We start from the raw sequence: 24,555 nt of genomic DNA on the forward strand, positions 1-24,555 counted from the left end.
CAGCAGGTCAGAGGCCATGTGATCTTGGGTTTCGGGGGTTTGGTAAGCCAGTCTCCTAAAGCGGGTGTCGCAGGTTCGAATCCTGCCGGGGGCACCGCACATGAAGTCGCTGACCTGGGGTTTCTTTCCCAGGGAGGCGCATCATTCGGCCTCGGACTCCTCGTCCGGGGCCGTTTGCGTGAGGGATGCGGCCCACGGATCGGCGATTTGGGATGTCCATCGGTAGCCGATCGGATGACATGCCCGTCACGGGGTCGACCATAGCGTCGAGGACATGAACATCACCCGAATCTCCCGTCGCTCCGTTCTCACCGCCTCCGCCCCGCGTCGCCCTCGACGACCCGGCCGTGTCGAACTTCGTGGGCTGGGCGTACTTCGACGCCGACGGCACGTACAGCATGTACAACCTCGACGACAGCCCGAAGATGCAGGGCGACTGGACCGTCACCCCCGACGGCTCCGAGCGCCGGATCAACTCGAACGACGCGAACGGCACCGTGCTCTTCGAGCGCACCGTTCCGATCACCCAGCTCGACAAGAACACGTTCACCTACCGCGTCTTCCCGAACGCCGACGACACCAGCGTGTACTACGACATCGTGCACACCAAGACCAACCACGCCGAGCCCGGCACCGACGACCGCGGCCCCGGCGCGCACGGCAACCAGGGCGGCAACGGCAAGTACCACTTCAACAACGGCAACGCCCGCTGATCGAAGGCGGCGTGTGGATCTGCCACGACGAGCAAGAAGGCGAGTGAGTAGGCGGGTTGATGGGAACTGCGGGGTGAGGGGGCGGGCTGCGTCAGGAGCGCCAATGACCACCAACTCGCCCCGCGATCGTCGCGTCAACGCCATGGAGGCCCCATGAGCCGCGCCCGCACAGTCACCGTGGCGGTCCTGTCCGCCGCCCTGCTCGCGGCGTGTGCGCACGTCACGTCAGATGAGCTGCGATGCGCGCGACGGTCCGGGGGTTGTCCGCAAGCAGATGCGCCTGCATACCCGCTGCCCGGGCCACCTCGACGTTGACCGCGACATCGTCGATGAACAGGCAGTCCTCCGGTCGCACGGCCAAGCCTGCGCACGCGGCTTCGAACGCACGTGAGTCGGGCTTCTCGATGCCGATCTCGTGCGAGTAGACGATCTCCTCCACCAGTTCGTCGAAGTGGTACAGCGCCGTCTCCCGCTCCCGGGCGCCGACAAAGCTGTTGCTCAGGATGCCGAGCCTGCAGGTTCCCCGCAGCCCACGTACATAGTTGATGAGTTCCTCGTTCGGCGTCCCCAGGTACTCCGCCCACAGGTCTGCCATGAAGGCTTCGGCCAAGGGGACATCGAGCCCCAGGCGATCCGCGACCTGCTGGTTCACCTCTCGCTCGCTGCTCCCTCCGACGCCCCCGGCCCGCCACACGTCGTGCATCCGCTCATGAACGGTGCCCAGCGGCAGGCCCAACCGCTCCTCCCACCGTCGCACCCACCCCGTTTCCGGAGTGATCTCCAGTACGCCGCCGATATCGAGGATGACGCAGGAAACAGTCACGCGAGCTCCCCTCTTCGTCCTTCGCAGCTTGTGACAGCACCCCGGAGCCGCCCGCCGAGATAGTGCTGGGCCCGACGCCGTCGCCGACCGGTCAGCGGGAGTCGCGCAGCGAGCCCACCGTCCGTAGCAGCCGGTCCGCCCGTTCGCGGAGTTCGGGGTGGGCGAGGACTGTGTTGCGGAGGCCGCGGACCGGGCGGCGCCAGAGGCGGTGGGCGGTCGCGGCGGGGTGGGGGCGGGTCGCGAAGCCCTCGGCGACCCGGAGTTCGCGGGTCTTCAGCCAGTCCTTGTACTCCTTTTCGCCGCGGCCCCAGTCCATCAGCCGGATCCCCTGACGGCCCGCCGCCTCGACCATCCGCAGGTGCATCAGGAGGCCCGGCGAGTAGTAGCTGAACTCCGGGTCGTACGCCGTGAACCACGCCGCGAAGACCGTCCGGGACGTCGGCCCGAAATGGGCGGCGACCGGGCGGTCGCCCGCGTAGACGACCGACAGGACGCCCGTGAAGTGGTCCTCGCGGACCTGGAAGAGGTGGTCGGTCAGGTTCACGATCCAGGGGCGGGCAAAGCGGTCCATACGGCCGGTGCGGCGGTACTGGGCCGATTTCCAGCGCATCAGCTGGTGGAGGACCGCCGGGTCCCGCTCGTCGTAGACGAAGCGCATCTCCCCGACGTTGCGGCTCAGCCGGCGCTCCTTCTTGAGGGTCGTCTTGGCCTGGCCGGGATACGCCGCCCGCAGCCACTCCGCATACGTCTCGTGGCTGCCGTCCTTCAGGTCGAGGACGGGTGAGGCGAAGGTTCCGGTGACGTAGCGGGCGAAGGGTCTCTGCTCCTCGACGAGGTGGTCGAACTCGAAGACCGAGAGCCCGCAGGCGCGCAGGAGTTGCCTTGTGTCCCAGGTGACCCCGGGCCGGTGCACCAGGGCCTGGCAGTCGGACAGGCCCATGCCGATGGCGCGGCCGATGCCCGCGGGCCCCTTCTCGTACGGGAGGAAACCGACCGGTTCGCCGCCCTCGCGCAGCACCGCCACGTGCGCGCGGCCCTTGAACCTGGCGACGGCCTCCGCGAACTCCGGTGCCAGGAAAGGGTTCTGGAAGTCCGGAGAGTGCTCCATCGTCTCGTGCCAGGCCGCACGCAGGGACGCGCTGAGCTCGTCGGCTCTGTACGTCGTGATGTTCAACGTCGGTTCGCCCGCCCCTCGCCGCGGACGCGTGATCCACCGGTAACCGGATACCTGCGTCGATACGTGAGCGTGCCGCTCATGAGCCCCCCTCTTCCCCCAGAGGGCTCAAAGGTCGCGAAACAGTACGCACGCTGTCAAGAGCTCTTCGGGCCCTACGAGTTGATCCTCACGTGGACGTGCATGTCGTGCCAGCCGTCGGTGTGCAGTGCGGAGCTGCGCCGGGTGCCCTCCAGCGCGTAGCCGGACTTGAGCGCCACCCGGCAGGAGGGGTCGTTGCGGGTGGAGTGCTGGAGGTCGAGGCGGTGGAAGCCGAGGCCGAACGCCCAGTCCGTGAGCGCGTCCAGGGCCCGGGGTGCCACACCCGCGCCTCGGGCCTGGGGCAGCACCCAGTAGGCGACCTCGGCGACGCCGTCCAGGAAGTTCATCTCGCGCAAGGCCATCCGGCCCAGCGGGGCGTCGTCGGCGGCCCCCGCCACGATCCACTGGGCCGACTTCTCCTCCCGCCAGCCCGTGTGCGCCGCCTCGACCCAGTCGCGCGCCTCGTCCAGGGACTCCATGCTGCGGATGTGCCAGTAGGTCAGGACCGGGTCCTGGAAGGCGTCGTGGACGGCCTGTGCGTCGTCCAACGCCGGGGAGCGCAGGACGAGTTCGCCGTCGGCCGAGCGGAGGGTGGGTTGCGGGGTCGTGGCCAGGGCGCCCCGCTCGATGACGGGTTGGGTGGTGAAGGGCATGGTGCGCATCATGGCCGGATCGGATGTACCGCGCACTCGGATTCCTAGGACACGGGGCTCCGCCCCGGACCCCGCGCCTCAATCGCCGGCGGGGCTTGATTTGTCCAATCGGATTCCTACGTCACGGGGCCCCGCGCCTCAATCTCCCCCAGCTACCGCTGGGAGGCGCCCCCTGCGGGGCATTCTTGGCGCACCGGGGCCGTCTCCGGGAGGCGCCAGACGCACAGCGCGCTCGCGAGGCCCGCCAGGGCCATGTAACCGGCGAGGTACCAGGGGCGGTCCCCGCCCGCGTCGACCAGGAGCGTCGCCACGAAGGGCGACGTGCCCGCGAAGATCACGCCGTTGATCTCGCGGACGAAGACGAGCCCGCTGTAGCGGACCTCGGTCGGCAGCGACTCGGCGTAGAACGTGCCGGTGACCGCGAAGATCGAGTTGAGCATCAGGGCGAAGGCGACCGTGATCGCCAGGTAGATGAGCCACGGCTCGCGCGTGTCCACCAGCCAGAAGAACGGGTACGCGAAGAGCGTGATCGCCACCGCGCCGCCGATCATCACCGGCTTGCGCCCGATCCGGTCGGAGAGCGCGCCCGCCAGCGGGATGGTCAGGATCGAGACCGCCGAGGCGATCGTGATGCCGAGGACGGAGGTCCCGGAGGACAGACCCAGCTGATTGGTGAGGTAGCTGGGCAGGTAGCCCTGGATCGCGTACGAGGCGATGGCGGTGGCGCAGCCGGAGCCGATGAGCAGGGCGATCGCCTTGGGGCGGGCCTTGATCGCGGCGAGCACGGGGAGCTTCTCGCGCTTGCCGGCGTCGCGGGCCTGCTCGAACTGCTCGGTCTCGGGCGCGGCGTTGCGGATCAGCAGCGCGATCACGACCACGAGGGCGCTGGCCAGGAACGGGATGCGCCAGCCCCAGCTGAGGAAGTCGTCCTCGGGCAGCGTGGAGACGGCGGCCACCGCGCCGGAGGCGATAACGACGCCGATGAACTCGCCCGCGCCGGGCAGCGAACCGTAGAACCCGCGCTTGCCGTCCTCGGCCGCCTCCGTCGACATGACGTACGCGCCGCCGAGCTCGGCGCCGACGCCGAAGCCCTGCATCATCCGGCACAGCACGAGCAGGATCGGGGCCCAGATGCCGATCGAGTGGTACGTGGGCAGGAAGCCGATGGCGAGGGTGCCGAAGCCCATCAGGATCACGGTGAGGATCAGCACCGGGCGGCGGCCGATGCGGTCGCCGAGGTGGGCCAGGACGAGGCCGCCGATGGGGCGCACGGCGAAGCCGAGCCCGAAGGTCGCGAACGAGGCGAGGGTCGCCGCGAACGGCGAGACGTCCGGGAAGAAGACCTTGTTGAAGACAAGCGCGGCGGACGCGCCGAAGAGGAAGAAGTCGTACCACTCCAGGATCGAGCCGACGACGCTGGCCGCCGCGGTGCGGCGCTGGCGGGTGCGCGCACTCATCTCCGCCGGTGGGGCGGACTCCTTGTGGGTGGATGCGCTCGTCGTCGGGCTCATCTCACTCCCTTTCGCACTGGTTCGGGACGGTTCACGACCCTCGTGTTGCAACATTTGCACGCCTGTTGCGCAAGGGCTGCTAATGTTCTTCATGGGCCCAGCGGGATGTCAATGGAGGGACGGCGAATGTCCGGTAAGGCGATCTGCCTCGGCGAGACGATGGCGCAGGTCACCCCCGCCGACGGCGAGGGGCTTGAGCACAGCCGGGAGCTGCGGCTCGCGGTCGCCGGTGCCGAGTCGACCGTGGCGCAGTACCTCGCCGACCTCGGGCACGAGGCGGCGTGGGTGAGCCGGGTCGGGGACGACCCGTTCGGCCGACGCATCGTCGCGGCGGTCGCCTCGCGCGGCGTGGACACCCACGGCGCACTGCTCGACTCCACCGCCCCCACCGGCGTGTACTTCAAGGACCCCGGGCCCGAGGGCACGCGCGTGCACTACTACCGGGCGGGCTCGGCCGCGTCCCGGATGACGGCCGCCGACGCGGACCGCGTCGACCTGACCGGCGTGCGGCTGCTGCACCTCACCGGGATCACACCGGCCCTCTCCGAGGGCTGCGCCGACCTCGTGGACGCCCTCATGACGCGGGCGGCGGACACCGGGACGACCGTGTCCTTCGACGTCAACCACCGCCCCGCCCTGTGGAGTTCACGCGAGGAGGCGGCCGAGCGGCTGCTCGCCCTCGCCCGCCGCGCCGACGTCGTGCTCGTCGGGCGCGACGAGGCCGAGACGCTGTGGTCCACGGCCACCGCCGACGACGTACGGGACCACCTCGCGCCGCACGGCACCCTCGTGGTCAAGGACGGCGACGTGGGCGCCACCGAATTCGCCGCCACCGGGAGCGAGTTCGTGGCGGCACCGGTCGTCGACGTCGTCGAGGCGGTGGGTGCCGGTGACGCCTTCGCCGCCGGATATCTGAGCGGTCTGCTCGACGGCTCCTCGCCCGCCGAGCGGCTCGCGCTCGGCCACCGACTGGCCGGCCGGACGCTGCGCAGCATCGAGGATTACGTTCCCGCCACCTTCGACGAAGGGAACTGACCGGTGTCACAGACCGTCCGCCGCGCCATCGACATCCTCGAGTTCATCGCCCGCCGCCCGCGCACCCAGACCGAGGTCGGCGAGCACCTGGGCGTGCACCGCTCGACCGCGCTGCGCATCCTGGAGTCGCTGAACGAGGGCGGCCTCGCGCGCCGCCTTCCGGACGGGCGGTACGCCGTCGGGCACCGGCTCGCCGGACTCGCCCACCTCGCCCTGGAGCAGTTCGGCCTCAAGGACGTCGCGGGCGAGCACCTGCGGCTGCTCGGCGAGCGCTGCGGGCACACCGTGCACCTGGCCGCGCTGGAGGACGAGCGGATCGTCTACGTCGACAAGGTCGACCCCGTCGACGGCGTGCGCCTCTACTCGCAGATCGGCCGCCCGGTCACCCTGCACACCGCGGGCGTGGCCAAGGCGATCCTCGCGTACGTACCGCGCGAGCGGGCCGACGCGCTGCTCGCCGACTGCGACTTCGCGCCGCACACCGCGACGACGATCACCTCCCCCGACGGCTACCGCGGGGCCCTCACCGAGACCAGGGCGCGCGGCTGGGCCGTCGACGACGGCGAGTACGAGGACTTCGTGAACTGCGTCGCCGTACCCGTACGGGACAGCAGCGGCGAGGTCGTCGCCGCCGCGTCCGTGACCGCGCTCAAGGCCAAGGCCGACCTGGGCGCACTCGAATCCGACGTGCTGCCCGACCTGATGACCACCGCCGACACGATCTCCAAGGAGCTGGGATGGCGTCCGTAACGTTTGATGAGTTGTTCGCCGGGGTGCCCGTCATGGCGATCCTGCGCGGCATGCCCGCCGACAAGTCCGTCGAACTCGCCGTACGTGCCTGGGACCTGGGCATCGAGTGCGTCGAGGTCCCCGTGCAGACCGAGGAGGCCGCGCGGGTGCTCGGCGCCGTCGTCGCCGCGGGCGCCGAGCGCGGCAAGCCGGTCGGCGCGGGCACGGTCACCACGACCGAGCGGCTCGGCTGGGCGGTGGACGCGGGCGCCGCGTTCACGGTGGCCCCCGGGTTGAACACGGAGGTGGCGCGGGCCAGCGTGGTGGCCGGGCTGCCGCACCTGCCCGGCGTGGCCACGGCCACGGACGTGCAGGCCGCGCGGGGCATCGGGCTCACCTGGCTGAAGGCGTTCCCGGCGAGCGTGCTCGGGGTGGAGTGGTTCCGGGCGATGCGGGGGCCGTTCCCGGAGGTGCCGTTCGTTGCCACTGGGGGGATGTCGGCGCGGAACGCCACGGAGTATTTGGAGGCCGGGGCCCGGGTCGTGGCGGTGGGGTCCGCGCTGGAGGACCGGGAGCAACTCGCTTTGCTGGCCGACCTGTTGCGGTAGCCCGTGTGAGCGTCGCGGGGCTCTGCCCCGGACCCCGCTGCTCAATCGCCGCAGGGGCTTGATTGCCGAACCGTGCTCAGCCATATCGAAGGAACATGCCATGAAGATCACCTCGCTCACCACCTACCTCGTTGCTCCCCGTTGGTTGTTTTTGAAGGTGGAGACCGATGACGGGATCACGGGCTGGGGAGAGCCCGTTGTCGAAGGACGGGCGCACACGGTCGCGGCCGCCGTCGACGAGCTGAGCGACTACCTCGTCGGGCAGGATCCGCTCCGGATCGAGGACCACTGGCAGGTCATGACGAAGGGCGGGTTCTACCGGGGCGGGCCCGTGCTGTCGTCCGCCGTGTCCGGGATCGACCAGGCCCTGTGGGACATCAAGGGCAAGTTCCACGGCGTCCCGGTGCACGACCTGCTGGGCGGCGCCGTCCGGGACCGGATGCGGATGTACTCGTGGATCGGCGGCGACGACCCGAGCGAGGCCGCCGAGCACGCGGCGCAGCGCGTCGAACAGGGCTACCGGGCCGTGAAGATGAACGTCGGCGGCCGGATGCGGCTGCTGGAGACCTCGCGCGAGATCGACGCGGTCGTCGAGCGCGTCGCCTCCGTACGGGACGTGCTCGGCCCCGACGGCGGCGTCGCGGTCGACTTCCACGGCCGTACCTCCCCTGCCCTCGCCAAGCAGCTCGCCCAGGCCCTCGAACCGCTGCGCCCGATGTTCATCGAGGAGCCGCTGCTGCCGGAACTCACGTCGCAGTACGCCGACTTCACGGCCTCGACGACGATCCCCGTGGCCACCGGTGAACGTCTCTTCTCCCGCTGGGACTTCGATCCGGTGCTGCGTTCCGGCATCGCGCTCGCCCAGCCCGACCTGTCGCACGCGGGCGGCATCTCCGAGACCCGGCGGATCGCCGCGCAGGCCGAGGTGCACGGTGTGGGCCTGGCCCCGCACTGCCCGCTCGGGCCGATCGCGCTCGCGGCGTGCCTCCAGGTCGACTTCGCGTCGCCGAACGCGTTCATCCAGGAGACCAGCCTCGGCATCCACTACAACGTGGGCTCCGACCTCGGCGACTACCTCGTCGACCCGTCCGTCTTCGCCTTCGACTCCACGGACGGCCACATGGCGCGGCTGACCGCGCCCGGCCTCGGCATCGAGGTCGACGAGCAGGCCGTCATCAAGGCGGCCACCTCCGGCCACCGCTGGCGCAACCCGATCTGGCGCCACGAGGACGGCTCTTTCGCCGAGTGGTGATCACGCCACGGGGCTCCGCCCCGGCCCCCGCTGCTCAATCGCCGCAGGGGCTTGAAAGATCGCCTCAATCGCCGGCGGGGCTTGAATTGTCAAGCCCCGCCGGCGATTGAGGCGCGGGGTCCGGGGCGGAGCCCCGAGGCGTCGACCACGGCTCACCGAAGCTCCTCAGGACACGGCGTCCCCCGGGGCAACTGGTAGGGCGCCGCGAGGCGGTACGTACCCGGCTTCGGCGCCAACAGTTCCGTCCACGCGTCCCCCGCCTCGTCCTTCTCGGTCTCGATGAGGCAGCCGTGCGCGTTCGCGTACCGCTTGGGGAGGCTGTCGTCCGACTCCCGCGCCCGCTTCGACGACTCCGTCTCCTTGGGCGCGCCGAGGCTCTTGCCCTCGGCGTCGACGACCGACAGCCACGGCGAGTACGGGACCCGGATCAGCACCCGACCGGGCTTGGTCACCTCGATGGTCAGCTCGCCCTGCTCCGCGGCGTCGACGACCGCGTGCGGCTCGGCGAGCGGCGTCGGGTCCGTGACGGCGAACAGCTGCCAGTTGGCGTCGCCCCACACCTGCTTGAGGTACGGCAGCCCGCGCTGCACCAGCTGCCGCTCGCGCTCGGCGCCCTTGCCGTCCGGCTCATCCTTGGGCAGCACCACATAATGCACGGCCCAACGCCGCAGCCACTCGCGGTAGTTCGCCGAGTTGAGGGTGTCGTCGTAGAAGAGCGGGTTGCGCTCCATGTCGGCCTGCCGGTTCCAGCCGCGCGCCAGGTTCACGTACGGGGCGAGCGCGGAGGCCTCCCGGTGCGAGCGGGCCGGGACCACCTCGACGCGGCCGTGCTCGGCACTGACCTCCTGCAACTCGTTCACGAGCGGGGCCAGTTCACGGGCCCAGGAGGCGGCGGGGGTGGTGCGCACGACGTCGTCGACCGACTTGAAGCCGATCCACGCGTTGAAGGCGACGAACGCGATCAGGATGACGTACCACTTGCGCGAGCGCGGCACCGTGAACGGCAGCGCCACGAGCAGCGCGACGCCCGCGAACAGCATCGGGAGCCGGGTGATGTTGGAGCCGATCTGCGAGCTGATCAGCCACACCAGGAGCACGGCCAGGGTGTAGACGGCGGACGTGATCCGCACCGTCACCCACCCCTTGGGCACAAGGACGCACACGAGGACGCCGTAGACCATCGGCAGCAGCGCAGACCCGAACGACATCGGCTGCGTGCCGGAGAACGGGAACAGCCAGGCCGACAGCCCGACGACGGCGGCCGGCGCGAGCCCCAGCGCGTACGCTCCAGGCCGCCGCTTCTGAAGGAACAGCGCCACGGCGACGAGCCCGACGAAGAGCCCCGCCACCGGCGAGCAGGCGGTCGCGATGCCCGCGAGGGGCGCCGCCACGGCCGCCTTCGCCCAGCGCTTGTAGCGCCAGCGGTACGGCCAGCAGAACACGGCGGCCGTCGCCGCGAGCCCGAACATCATGCCGAGGCCGAACGTGACGCGCCCCGACGCGGCGTTGCAGAGCAGCGCGAAGACCCCGGCGAGGGCCGGCCACAGGGGCCTGGCGACCACCCGCGTACGGATCAGGATCATGGTCAGCAGCGCCGCCGACAGCGTGCCCGCGCCCATCATGGTCGTGCGCACACCGAACACCGACATCAGATACGGCGAGACCACGCTGTACGAGACCGGGTGCATGCCGCCGTACCAGGCGAGGTTGTACGCGGAGTCGGGGTGCCGGCCGACGAACTCGGCCCAGGCGTCCTGCGCCGCGAGGTCCCCGCCGCTGTTCGCGAACGTGAAGAACCAGATGAGGTGGAGGAGTGCGGCGGCCACCGTGGCGAGTGTGACGGGGTGCCGGGCGAATCGCTTCAGGCGGGCCGTGCCGCCCAGCACTTCGGCGGCCGTGTCGGCCTCGGATGAGCCTGTGGGCTGCTCGGGGAGCCGTATCCGGGGGCGACCCCCGCCTGCCCCGGGCTTCGCGTCATCGGCGCGCGTCGGCCTCGCTGTGGCCACTGCAGACACTCCCGTTTACCCGTGTGCCGTTGTGAATGAACGGGTGGGCGTCCCCCGCCTGCCCGGTCTCGCGACGCTAGCACGGCGGCGGCGGACGGGCGCCGTGGGAGGCCGACGGGCATCGGCCTCCCACGAGCGGGTTCCCAGGGGTCAGCCGACGCGGGTCAGCTTCGCGCCGAATCCGGGCTCGGTGAGGCCCTTCTGGAGGGCCACCGGCACCTCCACGGCGCCGCCTTCGCCGTCGCCGACCTCCAGCACACCGACGGTTTCCCCGGCCTTGCCCGTGTGCGGCACGGACTTGCCGTCCTGGTCCGCGAGTTGCAGGTGCACGGTCTTGCCGGCCCAGCCGACGGCCTTGACGTCCTTCGTGACCGTGACGGGGGTGTGCCCGCCCAGCTGGTCGTCGACGTAGCCGACGACGTCGCCCTTCTTCAGGACCGTCGCCGAGGTGACCGCGTCCTGGGCGGCGAGCATCGCGGTCTTGCTGACCGCGTTGACCGTGTCGATGATCGGCGCCTTGTGCTGGCCGAGGACCGCGCCGACGACGGTGACCGTCGAGCCGCCCGCGTCCTTGGTGGCGGCGAAGAGCAGGTTGCCGCCGGCCTTGGTGGTCGTACCGGTCTTGATGCCGATGGCGCCGTCGTAGGGCACCAGGCGGTTGTAGTTGGTCCACTTCTTGCCGGACGGGTCGGTCCAGGTGGGCAACTTGGTGATGTCGGTCAGCGCGGGAATCTGCACCAGCTCGTTCCCCAGCTTCACCTGGTCCTCGGCGGTGGAGACGGTGCTCTCCTTGAGGCCGGAGGGGTCGGTGTAGGTGGTGTTCTTCATGCCGAGCTTCTTGGCGGTGGCGTTCATCTTCTTCACGAACGCCTCCTCGGAACCGGCGTCCCAACGGGCCAGCAGGCGCGCGATGTTGTTCGCGGACGGGATCATGACCGCCGCGAGCGCGTCCTTCTGGGAGATCTTGTCGCCCTCCTTGACGGTGTTGAGGGTCGACTCGTTCTGCCCGTCGGCGTCGTAGCCGCCCTCCTTCTCGGCGGTGGCGTCGACGGTGATGGACGGGCCGTCCGCGCCCGCCTTCAGCGGGTGGTCCTTGAGCACGATGTACGCGGTCATGGACTTGGCGACGGAACCGATCGGCACGGGCGTCTGCTTGCCGAAGTTGTCCATGGTCCCGATGCCCTGGACGTCCATCCAGCCCTGGCCCTCGCCCGGCCACGGCAGGGACGCCTTGTCGCCGTCGAAGCTGTACGTGGAGTCGCTGGTGAGCGAGAGGGTGGGCGTGGGCAGTGGACGGACGGCCTGGACGACGCCGAACACGACGATCAGCAGGATGACGATCGGCGTCCACACCTTGACCCGGCGCACCGCGGTACGGACCCGGGTCTCCGGGGGCGGCGGGGTGTTGGTCAGCTCGGCGAGCAGGTCGAGCGGCGGCTTCGGCGGCAACGGCTGCTGGGTCGTCCGCTCGGCCGGTTCGACGGTGGGCTGCTCGGCCTCCGGCGGCAGCTCCTTGCCCGTGGCCTTGCCCTCGTCGAGCGACTTGAGCGGCACGAACTTGCTGCTCTGCGCCGTCCCCGCGGCCTTGAGCGTGGTGGTCGGCTGGTCCACGGGCTGCGGCACGGCCTTGAACACAGCGGTGGCCTGATCCACCTCCCGCCCGACGCCGTCACCCGACTTGGCGTCACCCTTACCGGCGCCCTCGGCATCCGACTTCGCGTCGCCTGCGGCGGGGGCGGCCTTACCGGCGCCCTTGGCGTCGGCCTTCGCACCCGACCTGGCGTCGGCCTCCGCGCCGTCTGTGGCGTCGACCTTCTCGGCCGACTCGGCGTCAGCCTTACCGGCACCCTCGGCGCCCGACTTCCCGTCGGCAGCCTTGCCGGCGTCGGCGGCGGACTTCGCGTCCGTAGCACCGTCGGCCGCGGAGGCCGACTGCGCGTCAGCCTTCACGTCCGACTTGGCGTCGCCCGTGGCGTCGGCCTTGCCCGCGCCCTCGGCATCCGCCTTGGCAGCAGCCGCCGTGGCCCCGGCCTTGCCCGCGTCCCCGGCACCCGACTTGGCGGCGGCCCTACCGGCGTCGCCGCCGTCCTTCGCCTCCGGCTCGCCAGCAGCCGCGGAGGCGCCGGCCTTGGCATCCGACGGCCCATCGGCCGCCGCGTCGGCCTTGGCGCCCGACTTGGCGTCAGCCTCCGGCTCGCCCTTGGCGTCGTCCTTCGCCTCCGGCTTGGCAGCGTCCGCCGTGGCGTCAGCCTTGCCCGCGCCTTCGGCGCCCGAATTCCCGTCGGCCTTCGCGGCAACCTTGTCGGCGCCCTTCGCACCGTCGGCCGCGGAGGGCGACTTGGTGTCGCCCGTGGCAGCGGCCGCAGAGGCCGCCGTGGCGCCCGTCTTGCCGCTCGACTGGGCGTCGGCCGTGCCCGCACCCTCGGCGTCCGGCTTCCCGTCGGCCTTCGCGGCCGACTTGGCGTCAGCCCCATCGGCGTCCTTGGCGGCAGCCTTGTCGGCGTCGTCCGTGGCGGGGGCCGCCTCGGCCTCCGACTCCTCACCACCGTCCGGATTTGCAAGTGCAGACGTCTCGGCAGGCGCATCGTCACCCGCGACCCACGCCGCCACAGCCGCCCGCAGGCGCTCGTCGCCGGCGTCCTCCGGAGCAGGCCGCGCATCCGGATCCGGCACCGAATCCCCCCTGCCCGGGTCCTCACCGGAGGTGCTGTCGTGGACCGAGAACACCGCCGTCTCCTGGTCCACGCCACGCGACACCGCGAGACGCGGGTCCTCCGGAGCCGGGCCTCCCGACGCCTTGTGCTCTCCCGACTTGTCGGGGGTCCCCGCCACCGATGCCTCCTCGACCGAACGAATCAACCACTCAACCACTTGTCGCCGGACAGACCAGCCCTGTCCGAACCATGTACCAGTGTCCTGTGTGGGGGCTTAACCCACGTGGTAGACGAGAACGACATACCTATAGGTTCCCGTCCAAACCCCCCACGCACTCTCGACAGACCAATGTGAGAGGGGTCACCCTGTCATTCATCCACGCGGGGAGGCATGGATGGGCAGGAGCCGCAGAACACTTCCGGAGGAGCTTCTGCTGCTCGCTCTGGACCCGGCCACGGGTACCACAGCGCAGCCGCAGTCGCTCGACCTAGGTCTGGCCGGAGCACAGCTAGTAGAGCTGGCGCTGGCCGGACGGATAGCCCCAGACGGGGATCGTATCGCCGTGGTGGCACCACGGCCGACCGGAGATCCGACTCTGGACTGCGCGTTGGAGTTGCTGCGAAGGCGTGGCGCTCCCGTACGGGCCGTCCACTGGATTGGCGGGCCGCGTCTAGGCCTGCGACAGACCTATCTCTCGCATCTGGAGCGGTGCGGCATGGTGCATGCCGTGGCGGGACAGATGTGCGGGGTGCTGCCGACGACTCGCTACCAGGCGACGGACACGGCGATCAGCCGGGAGATCAGGGCCCGGCTGGACAGTGCGATCCGCACCGGGGTCCCACCGGACCCACGGACCGCGGCGCTCGCCGCGCTGGCCCATGCGGTCGGTCTCGGCAAGCACCTGTATCCGGGCAACGAGGGCAGGTCCTCGCGCTCCCGGCTGCGGGACCTGATCAGGCACGACCCGATGGGCGGCCTCGTGGCGCACGCCGTGATGGACGTCCAGAACGGTGTGGCGGTACAGCCACGCCGCTCACCGGCCCCTACGGCGGGTCGGGCCGCACCGGAGCCCGCACGCGGCGTTCCGATGCAGCCACGCCGCGGATCCATGGCTCGCGCCGTGGCCCACTAGGCGAACCGCACCACCCGCAGCACCGCAGCGCCGCACCGTAGTCACCAGGAACCGGTCCGGGAGCCGCTGTACCGCGCGGGGTGGCGTGCCGGGCGTGAGGACGACGCCCCGGCCCGCCGCCCCGCGCGGTCGCGTTTGTGCTGCCCAGGAGGCACGTGCACGGCGCATGTGCGTCCCGCGCACATCCGCCGTTTCCCAGCGCGGCGCCGCCTCGGGGTGGCAATCTGCTGAGCAGTAGATACGCAACGTATACAGAACAAAGAAATGCACGTAGCCGGAGGTGCACGTCCGTGGCGTCCAACGTCAATCCCACCGTCAGGCGACGCCGGTTGGGCCAGGAGCTGCGCCGGCTCCGTGAACTCAAGGGCATGACCGCCGAAGAGGTCGCCGAGCGCCTGCTGGTGTCGCAGTCGAAGATCAGCCGCCTGGAGAACGGGCGGCGCAGCATCAGCCAGCGCGACGTTCGCGACCTGTGCGGGGTGTACGAGGTCGAGGACCACCGGGTCATCGACTCGCTGATGCAAATGGCCAAGGATTCGCGCCAGCAAGGCTGGTGGCACTCCTTCGGCGACATCCCGTACAGCGTCTACATCGGTCTGGAGACCGACGCGGCGTCCCTGCGCGTGTACGAGTCGCAGTGCATCCCCGGCCTGCTCCAGACCCGCGGCTACGCGGAGGCGCTGATCCAGGGCGCGATGCCCGAGGCCTCGCTGACCGACGTCGAGAAGCGCGTGCAGGTCCGCATCCGCCGCCAGGAGCGGATCAACGACGAGGCCAACCAGCTGCGTCTGTGGGTGGTGCTGGACGAGGCGGCGCTGCGCCGCGCCGTCGGCGGCTCCGCGGTGATGCGCGAGCAGTTGGAGCACCTCGCGGAGGTGTCCGGGCTCCCCCATGTCACCGTGCAGGTGCTGCCCTTCGATATGGGCGCGCACCCGGGGATCACGGGGCAGTACGCGATCCTGGAGTTCCCCGACGCGGCGGACTCCAGCGTCGTCTACATCGAGGGCGTGACCAGCGACCTCTACCTGGAGAAGACGCAGGACGTGCAGAAGTACAGCGTCATGTACGAGCACCTGCGCGCCCAGGCGCTGAACGTGGAACAGTCCCGGCAGTTCATCCTGGAAGCCGCGAAGCGGCACACGCGCTGAGGTCCAACTCGCGTAACGGATCGCAGAGTTCAGGCCTCTGATCCGGTCCCCGCCCGTGGGAAAGCGCCGCACGGTACACCTTTCCCACGGGCTCGCGGAAGACCCACCTGGAATATGCCATCCGGTCGAGTGAATGGCCCCACCGCCGCCCCGAGTCGGCGAGTAGCGTCGATCACGCCAACAACAGACAAGGTGTTGGCGCAAAGCCGCGGCAGGTCCGCGGCCCAGCAAGGGACAACTGGCCAGACCGGAGCAGATCATGGCAATCACCAAGGGCGCACAGCCCACCTGGATCAAGTCCTCGTACTCCGCCGGCAACGGCGCGTGCGTGGAGATCAAGTCCCCCGCGGCGCACGCCGTGGACGTCCGCGACTCCAAGGACCCCCAGGGCCCGAACCTGGCGTTCGCGCCGACGTCATGGAGCGCCTTCGTGACGGAGATGAGCCGGGTCGACGTCTGACCCCCTGCAATCTCCGTGAGACAACCGAACACGCACCACAGCAGTACGCACAACAGCAACACGCACCATCGCACCACTGACAGAGCCCTCTCGACTGGTCCGCCGTCCTGGCCGAGGGGGCTCGGCGCTGCCCGGACCCGAAGGGCACCGCTCAGCGCAGTTGGTCCACGTACTGGTTCGTGCCCGGCACCGTGGGGATGAACGGGGCCACCAGTTCCACCCGGCCGAGGCCCGATTGCGCCACCGCGTCGCCCAGGCCCGCGAAGTGGTCCTGCCAGGCCTCGCGCGGGTCGGACTGGAGGAACCAGAGCAGGGTGAGCCGGGTGTCGACGCCCTCGACCTGCTTCACGTACGTCATCTTGTCCCCGGGCAGCGGCGTCGGCCGGAAGACCGTGACCATCGCCGCAGGTGAACCGGCGAGCCGCGCCGGGATGTGCTCCGTGCGCAGCCACTCCAGCAGCTCGGCCCGCCGCTCCGGCCCCTCGGCGTCGATCACCTCGACGACCAGACCCTGGTACGGGTGGTCGAGCGCGTGGAAGTCGCGCGGTCCCTCCTCCCCGTCCCGGTACACCGTCGCCTCGTGGTCCTGGAACGACGTGAAGACGTGGGTGCGGTCCTGGTGGACGCGGTCGTCCCGGTTCAGCCGCTTGTTGATGCCGACGGTCCACTTCATGTGGTCGGCGTAGCGGCCATCGGTGATCCAGTACGTGGAGATGTAGCAGCCCGCCGTGACCGGCTCGGCGACCGCCGACTTCTCGGGGTAGCGCAGGAGCTGGAGGTCGCGGGTGGCGACCCAGCGGCGCCCGGAGTACATCCACGGCATGGCCATCGCACCGGCGTAGTAATGATCGTCCTCGTACCAGCGGTTGTACGCGTGCTCGTGCCCCGGGTGCGGTTCGACCATGGTGATCAGGGCGTGCCCGGGGTGCACCCCGTACGGCCCGACGGCCGCCAGTTCCGCGTAGGTCTCGCTGTGCGTGTCCTCCATGGCGCTCACACCTTCCATCTCCCGTTCGACGCCCATACTCTGACGCCCCGTCAGACAGAACGCCAGAGCCGGGAGGCGAACCGATGGTGAATGCGGAACTGCTTGCGGGGAAGACCGTGATCGTCTCCGGGGTGGGCGCGGGGCTCGGCCGCCAGGTGGTGGAGGCCGTGCTGCGCGACGGCGGGAACGCGGTGCTCGGGGCGCGCACCGAGGCCCATCTCGCGGCCTGCGCGCAGGAGTTGGACCCGGAGGGGAAGCGGACCGCGTTCCGCTCCACCGACATCGGCGACGAGGCGCAGTGCGAGGCGCTCGCGGACCTCGCGCGGGAGCGGTTCGGGGGTGTGGACGCGGTGGTCCATGTCGCGGCCTGGGACAGCTACTTCGGGGGCCTGGAGGACGCCGACTTCGAGACCTGGAGCAAGGTCGTCGACGTGAACCTGCTCGGCACGCTGCGGATGACCCGGGCCTGCCTGCCCGCCCTCAAGGAGCGCGGCGGCTCCGTCGTCTTCATCGGGACGCAGTCGGCGATCGCGGCGCCGAGCCAGGTCCGGCAGGCGGCCTACGCGGCGTCCAAGGGCGCCCTGACGAGCGCGATGTACTCGCTGGCCCGGGAGGTCGGCCCGCACCGGGTCCGGGTGAACACCGTGCTGCCCGGCTGGATGTGGGGACCGCCCGTGCAGGCCTACGTCCAGATCACCGCGCAGACCGAGGGCGTGCCCGAGGACGAGGTGCTCGGGCGGCTCACCGAGCGGATGGCGCTGCCGGACCTCGCGACGGACGGGGACGTGGCGGACGCCGCGGTGTTCCTCGCCTCCGACCGGGCGCGCGCGATCACCGGCCAACAGCTCCTGGTGAACGCGGGAGAACTCATGCGGTAGCCGAACCACTCCGGGAAATCGGCGACATCGCAGGTCAGCGGCGGTGCGCCGACATCGCCCCGAGTTTCGCGACGTTCTGAATTCTGTCCGGGGTTCATATCCATGACTCCAGAACCCTTGACCGGCCCCAAGCACGGAGGTTCAATCCCCCACGTCCCCAACACCCTTACCGGGGGCAACCGTTGTGGAGCGGAACCCCTGGAGGGGGCACATGAACAGTCTCGACTGGGTCGTGCTCATCGGCTACTTCGGCGTGATGGTCGCGATCGGAGTCTGGTCCCACAAGCGCGTCGACAACGTTTCCGACTTCTTCACCGCAGGCGGCAAGATGCCGTGGTGGCTGTCCGGCATCTCGCACCACATGTCCGGCTACAGCGCGGTGATGTTCACCGGTTACGCGGGCATCGCGTACACCTACGGCGTGACGTCCTTCGTCACCTGGTCCTTCCCGATCGCGCTCGGCATCGCCATCGGCGCCCGGCTGTTCGCGCCGCGCATCAACCGGCTGCGCTCCAAGCTCCATGTGGCCTCCCCGCTCGAGTACCTGAAGAACCGGTACAACCTGGGCACCCAGCAGGCGCTCGCCTGGTCCGGGATGCTGCTGAAGATCGTCGACGTGGGCGCGAAGTGGGCGGCCATCGCGACGCTGCTGTCCGTGTTCACGGGTGTGTCCCTGAACCAGGGCATCCTCATCACCGGCGCGATCACCGCCGTCTACTGCACCATCGGCGGCCTGTGGGCGGACGCGCTCACCGAACTCGGCCAGTTCATCATCCAGTTGCTGGCCGGGATCTCGATGTTCATCGCGGTCGTCCTGAAGCTGAGCGACAAGCACATCGGCTTCTTCGACGCCTGGAGCAGGCCGGAGCTCCAGGGCCACGACAAGCCGCTCGTCGGCCCGTACGGCACGGTCTTCCTGCTCGCGTTCCTCTTCATCAAGCTCTTCGAGTACAACGGCGGCATGCTCAACCAGGCCCAGCGCTACATGGCGACGAGCACCGGCCACGAGGCCAAGCGGTCCGCCTACCTCTCCGCCGCGCTCTGGCTGGTCTGGCCGGTCGTCCTGTTCTTCCCGATGTGGATGTCGCCGCTGCTCGTGCAGGCGCAGAAGCCGGACGGCTCCGACTCCTACGGCCTGATGACCGAACAGCTGCTGCCGCACGGCCTGTTGGGCCTGGTCATCGTCGGCTTCTTCTCGCACACGATGGCCATGTGCTCCTCCGACGCCAACGCCATCGCGGCCGTCTTCACTCGGGACGTGGCGCCCGCGCTGTCCTCGAAGGCGCGGCAGTGGGGCCCGCGGACGGGCCTGGTCGCGGCCCGCCTGACGACAGTGATCTTCCTGGCCCTGTCGATGGCGGTCGCCACGCAGGTCAATTCGCCCACGTTCAAGGACATCATCACGGTGGTCATCAAGTGGGTGGCGGGGCTGATGGGCCCGATCGCGATCCCGATGATGCTGGGTCTGCTGCGCCAGTTCCGCAGGTCCGGGCCGACCGCGGCGCTCACCAGCTGGGGCATGGGCCTGCTCGCGTTCTGGCTGGTGAACTACCCGATCAGCTGGAACATCGAGGGCGGCGTGCCGCTCCAGTACCAGGTGTCGATCCCGCTGGCCGTCTCGCTCGTGCTCTACATCCTCATCGGCTTCATCAAGCCCGAGGACACCCCGGAACGGGACGCGATCATCGCCCGCATCAACTCCGACGACGACGGAGCGGCTGCCGCGGCGGTACCGACGCCTCTTTCAAGCCCCGCCGGCGATTGAGGCGCGGGGTCCGGGGCAGAGCCCCGATCTTTCCCCCGGACCACCGCACCCCCGCTAAGCCCTCGGGTACCGCGCCAACCACCCCGCCGAGGCCCCCGCAGGACCGTGCAGCGCAGCGCCCTGCGTCATCTCCATCGCAAAGTCGTCCGCGAGCTCCAGAATCGTGGGCCGCCCCTCCAGCTCCGCCACCCACGCGGGCGGCAACGCCGTCTCCCCGTGCAGCGCCCCGAGCAGCCCCCCGCACAACGCACCGACCTGGGCGGACGGCCCGTCGTGGTGCACGGCGAGGCCGAGCCCGTGCCGGATGTCGTCGCTGACGAGCGCGCAGTACACGGCGGCCGCGAGCACACCCGTCGCGTCGCCCTCCCCGACCAGCTCGCCGACCCGCGCCGCGGTCGGCATGCCCTGCCGTACGGCGCCGAGCGCGTGCTTGAGCGCGTCCGCGACGGGCGGGTGACCGGGACGCGCGGCGAGCAGGGCGAGCGCCCGCTGCACCGCGGTGTCGAGGGAGTCGCCGCGCGCGAGGGCGTGCACGAGGACCGCGTACGCGCCGGCCGCCAGGTACGCCTCCGCGGCCCCGTGCGTGTGCACGGCGCACTCGACGGAGAGCTGGAGGACGAGCTGCGGCTCCCAGCCCACGAGGAGCCCGAACGGCGCGGAGCGGGTCGCCGCCTCGGCGCCGTTCGCGTCCAGGTTCTTGGGCCGGTCGAGCGTCCCCATCACGTCGTTGCCGAGCCCCAGGAGACAGGCCTGCGCGGCGCCCCGGCGCGAGTACAGCCACTCCTCGCGAGCCAGCCAGCCGTCCTCCTTGCGGCGCAGGTCGGGCCCCCAGTCGCGCTGGGTCGCCGCCCACCGCAGATAGGCGCGGTGCACATCGGTCGGCGGATGCCAGGCGCCGGTGTCGCGGCGCACCTGGGCACGGATCAGCCCGTCCACGGTGAAAAGGGTCAGCTGGGTCGCGGCGGTGATGGCGCCCGTCCGCCCGTACACGGGCACGAGCTGCTTGAGCCCCTCGCTGCCGTGCTCGGCGTGGATCCCGTCGAGCGTGAGGCCGTCGAGCGGGGCGCCGAGGGTGTCACCGAGTGCGCCACCGAGCAGGGCCCCGCGCACGCGACTGCGGAAATCCTGCTGTTCGGCGCGGCCCCACACGGCCGCCGCGTTGGGCGCTGCGCCCATGGGGGACTCCTCCTGTCACGGCCCTCGACCCTTCGGCTTGGAGCACTGTAATCGACCGTCGTCGACCAGGAATGTTCACGAAGTGATGGGACTGTGGACGCCTGCCTCCATGTGGGCCGAGCGTGTGCTCGCCGGGCCGTCGCCTCCCATTCATCGTGCGGTCGCGCCCCGGTTTCCGTCACCCCGAAACATCCACCCCATGGCCCACATCACTCGCGTACGTACTCGTGTCAGGTCCGCGGCACCCGCGCTCGGCACTCTGTCCGCCGCCGCCCTCGTCGCCGCGCTCACCGCCCCGGCCGCCTCGGCCCACCCGACGCAGCCCCGCTCCGGCATCCCGTTCACCCGGGCGACGGTGACCGCGGCCGCCACCCCGGGCACGTACGAGATCGCCTGGCAGGCGCCCGGCGTCCGGCACGTGACGATCAAGGCGGGGCACCGTACGGTCGCCTCCGGCGGCTCGGCCGGAAAGGTCACCGTGACCGGCCTCCCGGCGGGCGTCGACCGCCAGTGGTTCGACCTCACGCCCGACCACGGCAAGGGCCTGCACCTCGCGGACCGGCTGATCAAGCTCGACGGCGCGGTCAACTTCCGTGACGCGGGCGGCTATCGGACCCAGGACGGCCACTGGGTCAAGATGGGCGAGATCTACCGCTCGGACGCCCTCGACAAGCTCACCGGCGCCGACCTGGCCAAGCTGAAGCGGCTCGGCATCGACGCGGACTACGACCTGCGGACGGAGTCCGAGCGCGCCTCGGCGCCCGACCGGGTCCCATCGGGCACCTCGTACGTGGTCGCGGACGTCCTCGCGGGCTCCGACATGACGACCACGATGCCGACGACCGAGGCCGGCGCCGTCGCGATGATGACGGACGGCGAGAAGTTCATGGTCAGCGGCGACACGGCCAAGGCGGCGTACGAGAAGGTCTTCTCCGGCATCGCGTCCGGCGACAGCGCCCTCTTCCACTGCACGGCGGGCAAGGACCGCACGGGCTGGGCGAACGCGGCCCTGCTCACGGCCCTCGGCGTCCCGCGCGAGACGGTGATGAAGGACTATCTGGCCTCGAACGACTACCGCGCCGAGGCGAACGCGGCGGCCCTCGCCCAGATGTCGCCGGAGCAGGCCAAGGTCTACAAGCCACTCCTCGACGTCCGTGCCGAGTACCTGAACTCCGGTTTCGCGGAGGTCCGCGAGAAGTTCGGCTCGTTCCGGGCCTACGAGCGGGAGGCGCTGGGCCTCGACGCCTCCGAGGTCCGCGAGCTGCGCTCCGATCTGCTGGTCTGAGATTCGGGCGGTCGGGGGGACGTTTCCGGAATCCGCCCCGCCGCCCCGCCCCTCGGCGCATCCTGAAGTGACACGTTCTCCGGCGCTGAGGGGCGCCTGAAGGGGCGGATCCACCATGGACGCGGGCGAGGGACAGGGCCTTGCGACCGCGGCCAACCGTTTCGCCACGCATTCCGTGGACGAAGCGCGCGCCGTGCTGTCGCAGCAGTTCTACGACATGAAGCTGGACACCTCCACGGCGGAGGACTTCGTCCTCGACGCGGATGTCCTGACGCTGGGGGGCGTGACGATAGGGCGCATGTCGTTCGGCGCCTCCATCCGGGCCTTCATCCCCGAACTGGAGGGCTATCACGTCGTGGCGCCGACGACGGGATCCTTCCGGGTCGGCCAGGGCCGGTCGGCCAACACGCAGGTGACGGCCCGCACCGGAGGCCTGCTGAACCCCACGGGCGGTTTCCGGGCCGTCGACTTCTCGCCGGACTGCGACACGCTCACCATCAAGGTCGACAAGGCGGCGGTGCACCGCCAGTTGGAGATCATGATGGGCCGGCCCGTGTACGGGCACGCGAACTTCCGGCCCGCCTTCGACATCTCCCACGGCGCGGGGCGCAGTTGGGTGGGACTGGCGCGCTGGGCCGCCCTCGACGCGAGCGTCCCGGGCGGTCTGCTCCAGAGCCCGATGGTGTGCGGGCGGATCGAACAGACCCTGCTGGAAGGGCTGTTGCTGGCGACCGACCACCGCTACCGCGACGCCCTCGACGCTCCCCCGCCCTCGATGTCCGCCACCGCCGTCAAGCGCGTCATGGACGCCGTGCGCGACAACCCGGTCGAGCCCTGGGACGCGAACCGGCTCGCCGCCGTCGCCCAGGTCAGCCTGCGCACGTTGCAGGAGGCCTTCCGCAAGGAGCTGCGCATGACGCCCATGGGCTTCGTGCACGAGGTGCGGCTGCAGCACGTACGGATCGCGCTGCGCACCGCGGACCCCGGCGTGACCACGGTCACCGAGACCGCCTTCAGCTGGGGCTTCGTCCACCTGGGCCGGTTCGCGCGGCGCTACCGGTCCCGGTTCGGCGAGCCCCCCTCCCGTACGCTCGGCGCCGCGCGAACCGGATGACGACCGCGCGCAAACCGGCGAGACCGGCGCCCCGCGCGCGCCGTACGGTCGTCAGTACCGCCCCGTTCGCGGGATGTTGCGGATGATGGACGGCGTCGGCGCCGCCCACCCGCCGCTCCCCTCCGTCCCACGTCCGACGGCGGACCGCCGCGCAGGCGGAGCGGGAGCACCTGCGCACCCCTCGGGCCCGGCCGCCCCCCTGTCAGCGGCGCCGGGCCCGGGATCCGGGTTCCACCCGGGGCACCGGCGGACGGGGCCCCAAAGACGGACGCCCACCTACGCGGCCACGGCAGCCGCCGTCGTCCGGCACGCCCCGCACTCCCCCGGTACCGCCGCCCTGAACGCGCGGTCGCAGCCGTCGCAGTTCGTGCGCGTGACGATCCGCCCGGACGGCAGCCGTTCCTTGATCCGCTCCAGGTAGCCGTGCGCCTCCAGCTCCCGCAGCCCGGCGGCGATCCTGACCTCGCCCTCGGGAAACTTCCTGGCCAGGTCCTTGATGCCGACCTTCGCCCCGTCCGGCAGTGACTGGATGTGGGTGGCCAGGCCGATCGCGATGAGCGAGAGGTCGGCGTGCTGGGCCAGGTGATGCCCGACCACGGTGAACTCGGACATGTGGCGCTCCCGGGAGCGGTGAAGACCGCGTGATGGAGTGGCCGAACGGCCGGAATGGGCGCGCCTCGGCGCACTAATCTGACGCCCAGACATCGGGAAGCTCGATTCCTCCTTGGTGGTTAGGCCCTCGCCCGGGATACCAGTCCCGGCGGGGGCCGCTTTGCATATGCGGCAGAGAGTGGCACCACGAACTTACTTGCTCGCCAGTCGAGTTGGCGATGGTCACTCTCGCGAGTGATCCGGCTGCGGTGGCTTACGTCCAGAGGTGAGGTGGGGGGGGCCGGCCTTTCCCCAACCCTTCTTTTACGGGGTGGTGTACCGGATCGCCGGATCACGCCGACTCGGGTCCCGGGGCGTCGAGTTCGGCCCAGACGACCTTGTGCGGCACGGCCGCGTCGCCGCTGGTCACGCCCCACCGGTCGGCGAACGCCGCGACGATCACCAGCCCCCGGCCGCCCTCCCCTTCCGCGACGCGGGTCCGCGGGACCCGGTCCGGCCGCGCGTCGGCCACTTCGATACGGAGCGTGCGCGCGGGGTCGAGCGTGAGCGTCAGCCGGAAGTCGCGGCCGGGGGCCCGCCCGTGCCGGACGGCGTTGGCCGCGAGTTCGGCGACCACGTGTTCGGCTTCGGCCGACTCCCTTTTCCATTCGGCGAGTTGGCGCTCGGCGAGAAGTCTCGCGAGGCGGGCGCCGCGACTGGTCGACGAGAGGAGCAGCGTGAAGCGCTTCGGTTCCGTTGAGCCGTTCATGCTGCACAG

General features: G+C 70.6%; 22 protein-coding genes. 12 read left to right on the plus strand and 10 right to left on the minus strand.

The genetic code is table 11. The features are described 5' to 3' along the window. Positions 1–347: 347 nt before the first annotated feature. Positions 348–713 carry a DUF4822 domain-containing protein gene (locus ACIA8D_RS35500; protein WP_399238423.1) on the plus strand — a complete coding sequence of 122 codons (366 nt, stop codon included), beginning with the start codon at positions 348–350 and terminating at the stop codon, positions 711–713. Between the two features lie 220 nt (positions 714–933). On the opposite strand, the gene ACIA8D_RS35505 is transcribed toward ACIA8D_RS35500, so the two are convergent. The 4 genes from ACIA8D_RS35505 to ACIA8D_RS35520 all read right to left on the minus strand — a co-directional run bounded on the left by ACIA8D_RS35505 (position 934) and on the right by ACIA8D_RS35520 (position 4,955). Next, positions 934–1,536, minus strand: coding sequence for an HAD family hydrolase (locus ACIA8D_RS35505; protein WP_399238425.1), 603 nt, complete (start codon positions 1,534–1,536; stop codon positions 934–936). A gap of 91 nt (positions 1,537–1,627) precedes the next feature. Further along, a complete protein-coding gene (locus tag ACIA8D_RS35510; protein ID WP_399238427.1) occupies positions 1,628–2,710 on the minus strand; it encodes a GNAT family N-acetyltransferase in 1,083 nt (360 codons plus the stop codon). Positions 2,711–2,865: 155 nt separating this feature from the next. Next, entirely contained in the window at positions 2,866–3,444 is a 579-nt protein-coding gene (locus tag ACIA8D_RS35515; protein WP_399238430.1) for a GNAT family N-acetyltransferase, read from the minus strand. A gap of 152 nt (positions 3,445–3,596) precedes the next feature. Beyond that, positions 3,597–4,955, minus strand: coding sequence for an MFS transporter (locus tag ACIA8D_RS35520; protein WP_399238432.1), 1,359 nt, complete (start codon positions 4,953–4,955; stop codon positions 3,597–3,599). 126 nt (positions 4,956–5,081) lie between these two features. On the opposite strand from ACIA8D_RS35520, the gene ACIA8D_RS35525 reads away from it, so the two are divergent. The 4 genes from ACIA8D_RS35525 (at position 5,082) to dgoD (ending at position 8,579) form a co-directional block, all read left to right on the plus strand. Then, positions 5,082–5,990 carry a sugar kinase gene (locus ACIA8D_RS35525; protein WP_399238434.1) on the plus strand — a complete coding sequence of 303 codons (909 nt, stop codon included), beginning with the start codon at positions 5,082–5,084 and terminating at the stop codon, positions 5,988–5,990. A 3-nt stretch (positions 5,991–5,993) separates the two neighbouring features. Then, a complete protein-coding gene (locus tag ACIA8D_RS35530) occupies positions 5,994–6,740 on the plus strand; it encodes an IclR family transcriptional regulator (RefSeq protein ID WP_399238436.1) in 747 nt (248 codons plus the stop codon). Continuing rightward, complete coding sequence (locus ACIA8D_RS35535; protein ID WP_399238438.1) at positions 6,728–7,327, plus strand: bifunctional 4-hydroxy-2-oxoglutarate aldolase/2-dehydro-3-deoxy-phosphogluconate aldolase; 600 nt, start codon at positions 6,728–6,730, stop codon at positions 7,325–7,327. Before ACIA8D_RS35530 ends, ACIA8D_RS35535 begins: the two co-directional genes overlap by 13 nt. Before the next feature lie 100 nt (positions 7,328–7,427). Beyond that, positions 7,428–8,579, plus strand: coding sequence for a galactonate dehydratase (dgoD, locus tag ACIA8D_RS35540; RefSeq protein ID WP_399238440.1), 1,152 nt, complete (start codon positions 7,428–7,430; stop codon positions 8,577–8,579). A gap of 152 nt (positions 8,580–8,731) precedes the next feature. On the opposite strand, the gene ACIA8D_RS35545 is transcribed toward dgoD, so the two are convergent. Both ACIA8D_RS35545 and ACIA8D_RS35550 read right to left on the minus strand, forming a co-directional pair. Further along, positions 8,732–10,585, minus strand: a complete 1,854-nt coding sequence (locus tag ACIA8D_RS35545; protein ID WP_399238442.1) for an MFS transporter — start codon at positions 10,583–10,585, stop codon at positions 8,732–8,734. A 150-nt stretch (positions 10,586–10,735) separates the two neighbouring features. Further along, entirely contained in the window at positions 10,736–13,417 is a 2,682-nt protein-coding gene (locus ACIA8D_RS35550; protein WP_399238444.1) for a D-alanyl-D-alanine carboxypeptidase family protein, read from the minus strand. Between the two features lie 217 nt (positions 13,418–13,634). Here ACIA8D_RS35550 and ACIA8D_RS35555 point away from each other — a divergent pair, with 217 nt between their 5' ends. The 3 genes from ACIA8D_RS35555 (at position 13,635) to ACIA8D_RS35565 (ending at position 15,980) form a co-directional block, all read left to right on the plus strand. Continuing rightward, a complete protein-coding gene (locus ACIA8D_RS35555) occupies positions 13,635–14,372 on the plus strand; it encodes a GPP34 family phosphoprotein (protein WP_399238446.1) in 738 nt (245 codons plus the stop codon). Positions 14,373–14,662: 290 nt separating this feature from the next. Beyond that, positions 14,663–15,520, plus strand: a complete 858-nt coding sequence (locus ACIA8D_RS35560; protein ID WP_399238448.1) for a helix-turn-helix domain-containing protein — start codon at positions 14,663–14,665, stop codon at positions 15,518–15,520. A gap of 259 nt (positions 15,521–15,779) precedes the next feature. After that, positions 15,780–15,980, plus strand: a complete 201-nt coding sequence (locus ACIA8D_RS35565) for a DUF397 domain-containing protein (protein ID WP_399238450.1) — start codon at positions 15,780–15,782, stop codon at positions 15,978–15,980. Positions 15,981–16,131: 151 nt separating this feature from the next. Here ACIA8D_RS35565 and ACIA8D_RS35570 read toward each other — a convergent pair whose 3' ends face one another. Beyond that, positions 16,132–16,968, minus strand: a complete 837-nt coding sequence (locus ACIA8D_RS35570; RefSeq protein WP_399238452.1) for a hypothetical protein — start codon at positions 16,966–16,968, stop codon at positions 16,132–16,134. 83 nt (positions 16,969–17,051) lie between these two features. On the opposite strand from ACIA8D_RS35570, the gene ACIA8D_RS35575 reads away from it, so the two are divergent. Together ACIA8D_RS35575 and ACIA8D_RS35580 are read left to right on the plus strand one after the other, a co-directional pair. Then, on the plus strand, positions 17,052–17,846 hold the full coding sequence (locus ACIA8D_RS35575; protein WP_399238454.1) for an SDR family oxidoreductase: 795 nt from the start codon (positions 17,052–17,054) through the stop codon (positions 17,844–17,846). A gap of 211 nt (positions 17,847–18,057) precedes the next feature. Further along, on the plus strand, positions 18,058–19,611 hold the full coding sequence (locus tag ACIA8D_RS35580; protein WP_399238456.1) for a sodium:solute symporter family protein: 1,554 nt from the start codon (positions 18,058–18,060) through the stop codon (positions 19,609–19,611). A 54-nt stretch (positions 19,612–19,665) separates the two neighbouring features. Here the strand turns inward: ACIA8D_RS35580 and ACIA8D_RS35585 are convergent, their stop codons facing one another. Beyond that, positions 19,666–20,787: an ADP-ribosylglycohydrolase family protein gene (locus tag ACIA8D_RS35585; protein WP_399238458.1), complete on the minus strand. Its 1,122-nt coding sequence runs from the start codon at positions 20,785–20,787 to the stop codon at positions 19,666–19,668. 199 nt (positions 20,788–20,986) lie between these two features. On the opposite strand from ACIA8D_RS35585, the gene ACIA8D_RS35590 reads away from it, so the two are divergent. Continuing rightward, positions 20,987–22,072: a tyrosine-protein phosphatase gene (locus tag ACIA8D_RS35590; protein WP_399238461.1), complete on the plus strand. Its 1,086-nt coding sequence runs from the start codon at positions 20,987–20,989 to the stop codon at positions 22,070–22,072. 115 nt (positions 22,073–22,187) lie between these two features. Beyond that, a complete protein-coding gene (locus tag ACIA8D_RS35595) occupies positions 22,188–23,186 on the plus strand; it encodes an AraC family transcriptional regulator (RefSeq protein WP_399238463.1) in 999 nt (332 codons plus the stop codon). A 276-nt stretch (positions 23,187–23,462) separates the two neighbouring features. Here the strand turns inward: ACIA8D_RS35595 and ACIA8D_RS35600 are convergent, their stop codons facing one another. Next, positions 23,463–23,798 (minus strand): hypothetical protein, encoded by a 336-nt coding sequence (locus ACIA8D_RS35600; RefSeq protein ID WP_399238465.1) that lies wholly within the window; start codon positions 23,796–23,798, stop codon positions 23,463–23,465. 331 nt (positions 23,799–24,129) lie between these two features. After that, positions 24,130–24,546, minus strand: a complete 417-nt coding sequence (locus tag ACIA8D_RS35605; protein ID WP_399238467.1) for an ATP-binding protein — start codon at positions 24,544–24,546, stop codon at positions 24,130–24,132. Positions 24,547–24,555 lie beyond the last annotated feature (9 nt).

Source organism: Streptomyces sp. NPDC051684, from assembly GCF_044453445.1.
Classification (GTDB): Bacteria; Actinomycetota; Actinomycetes; order Streptomycetales; family Streptomycetaceae; genus Streptomyces.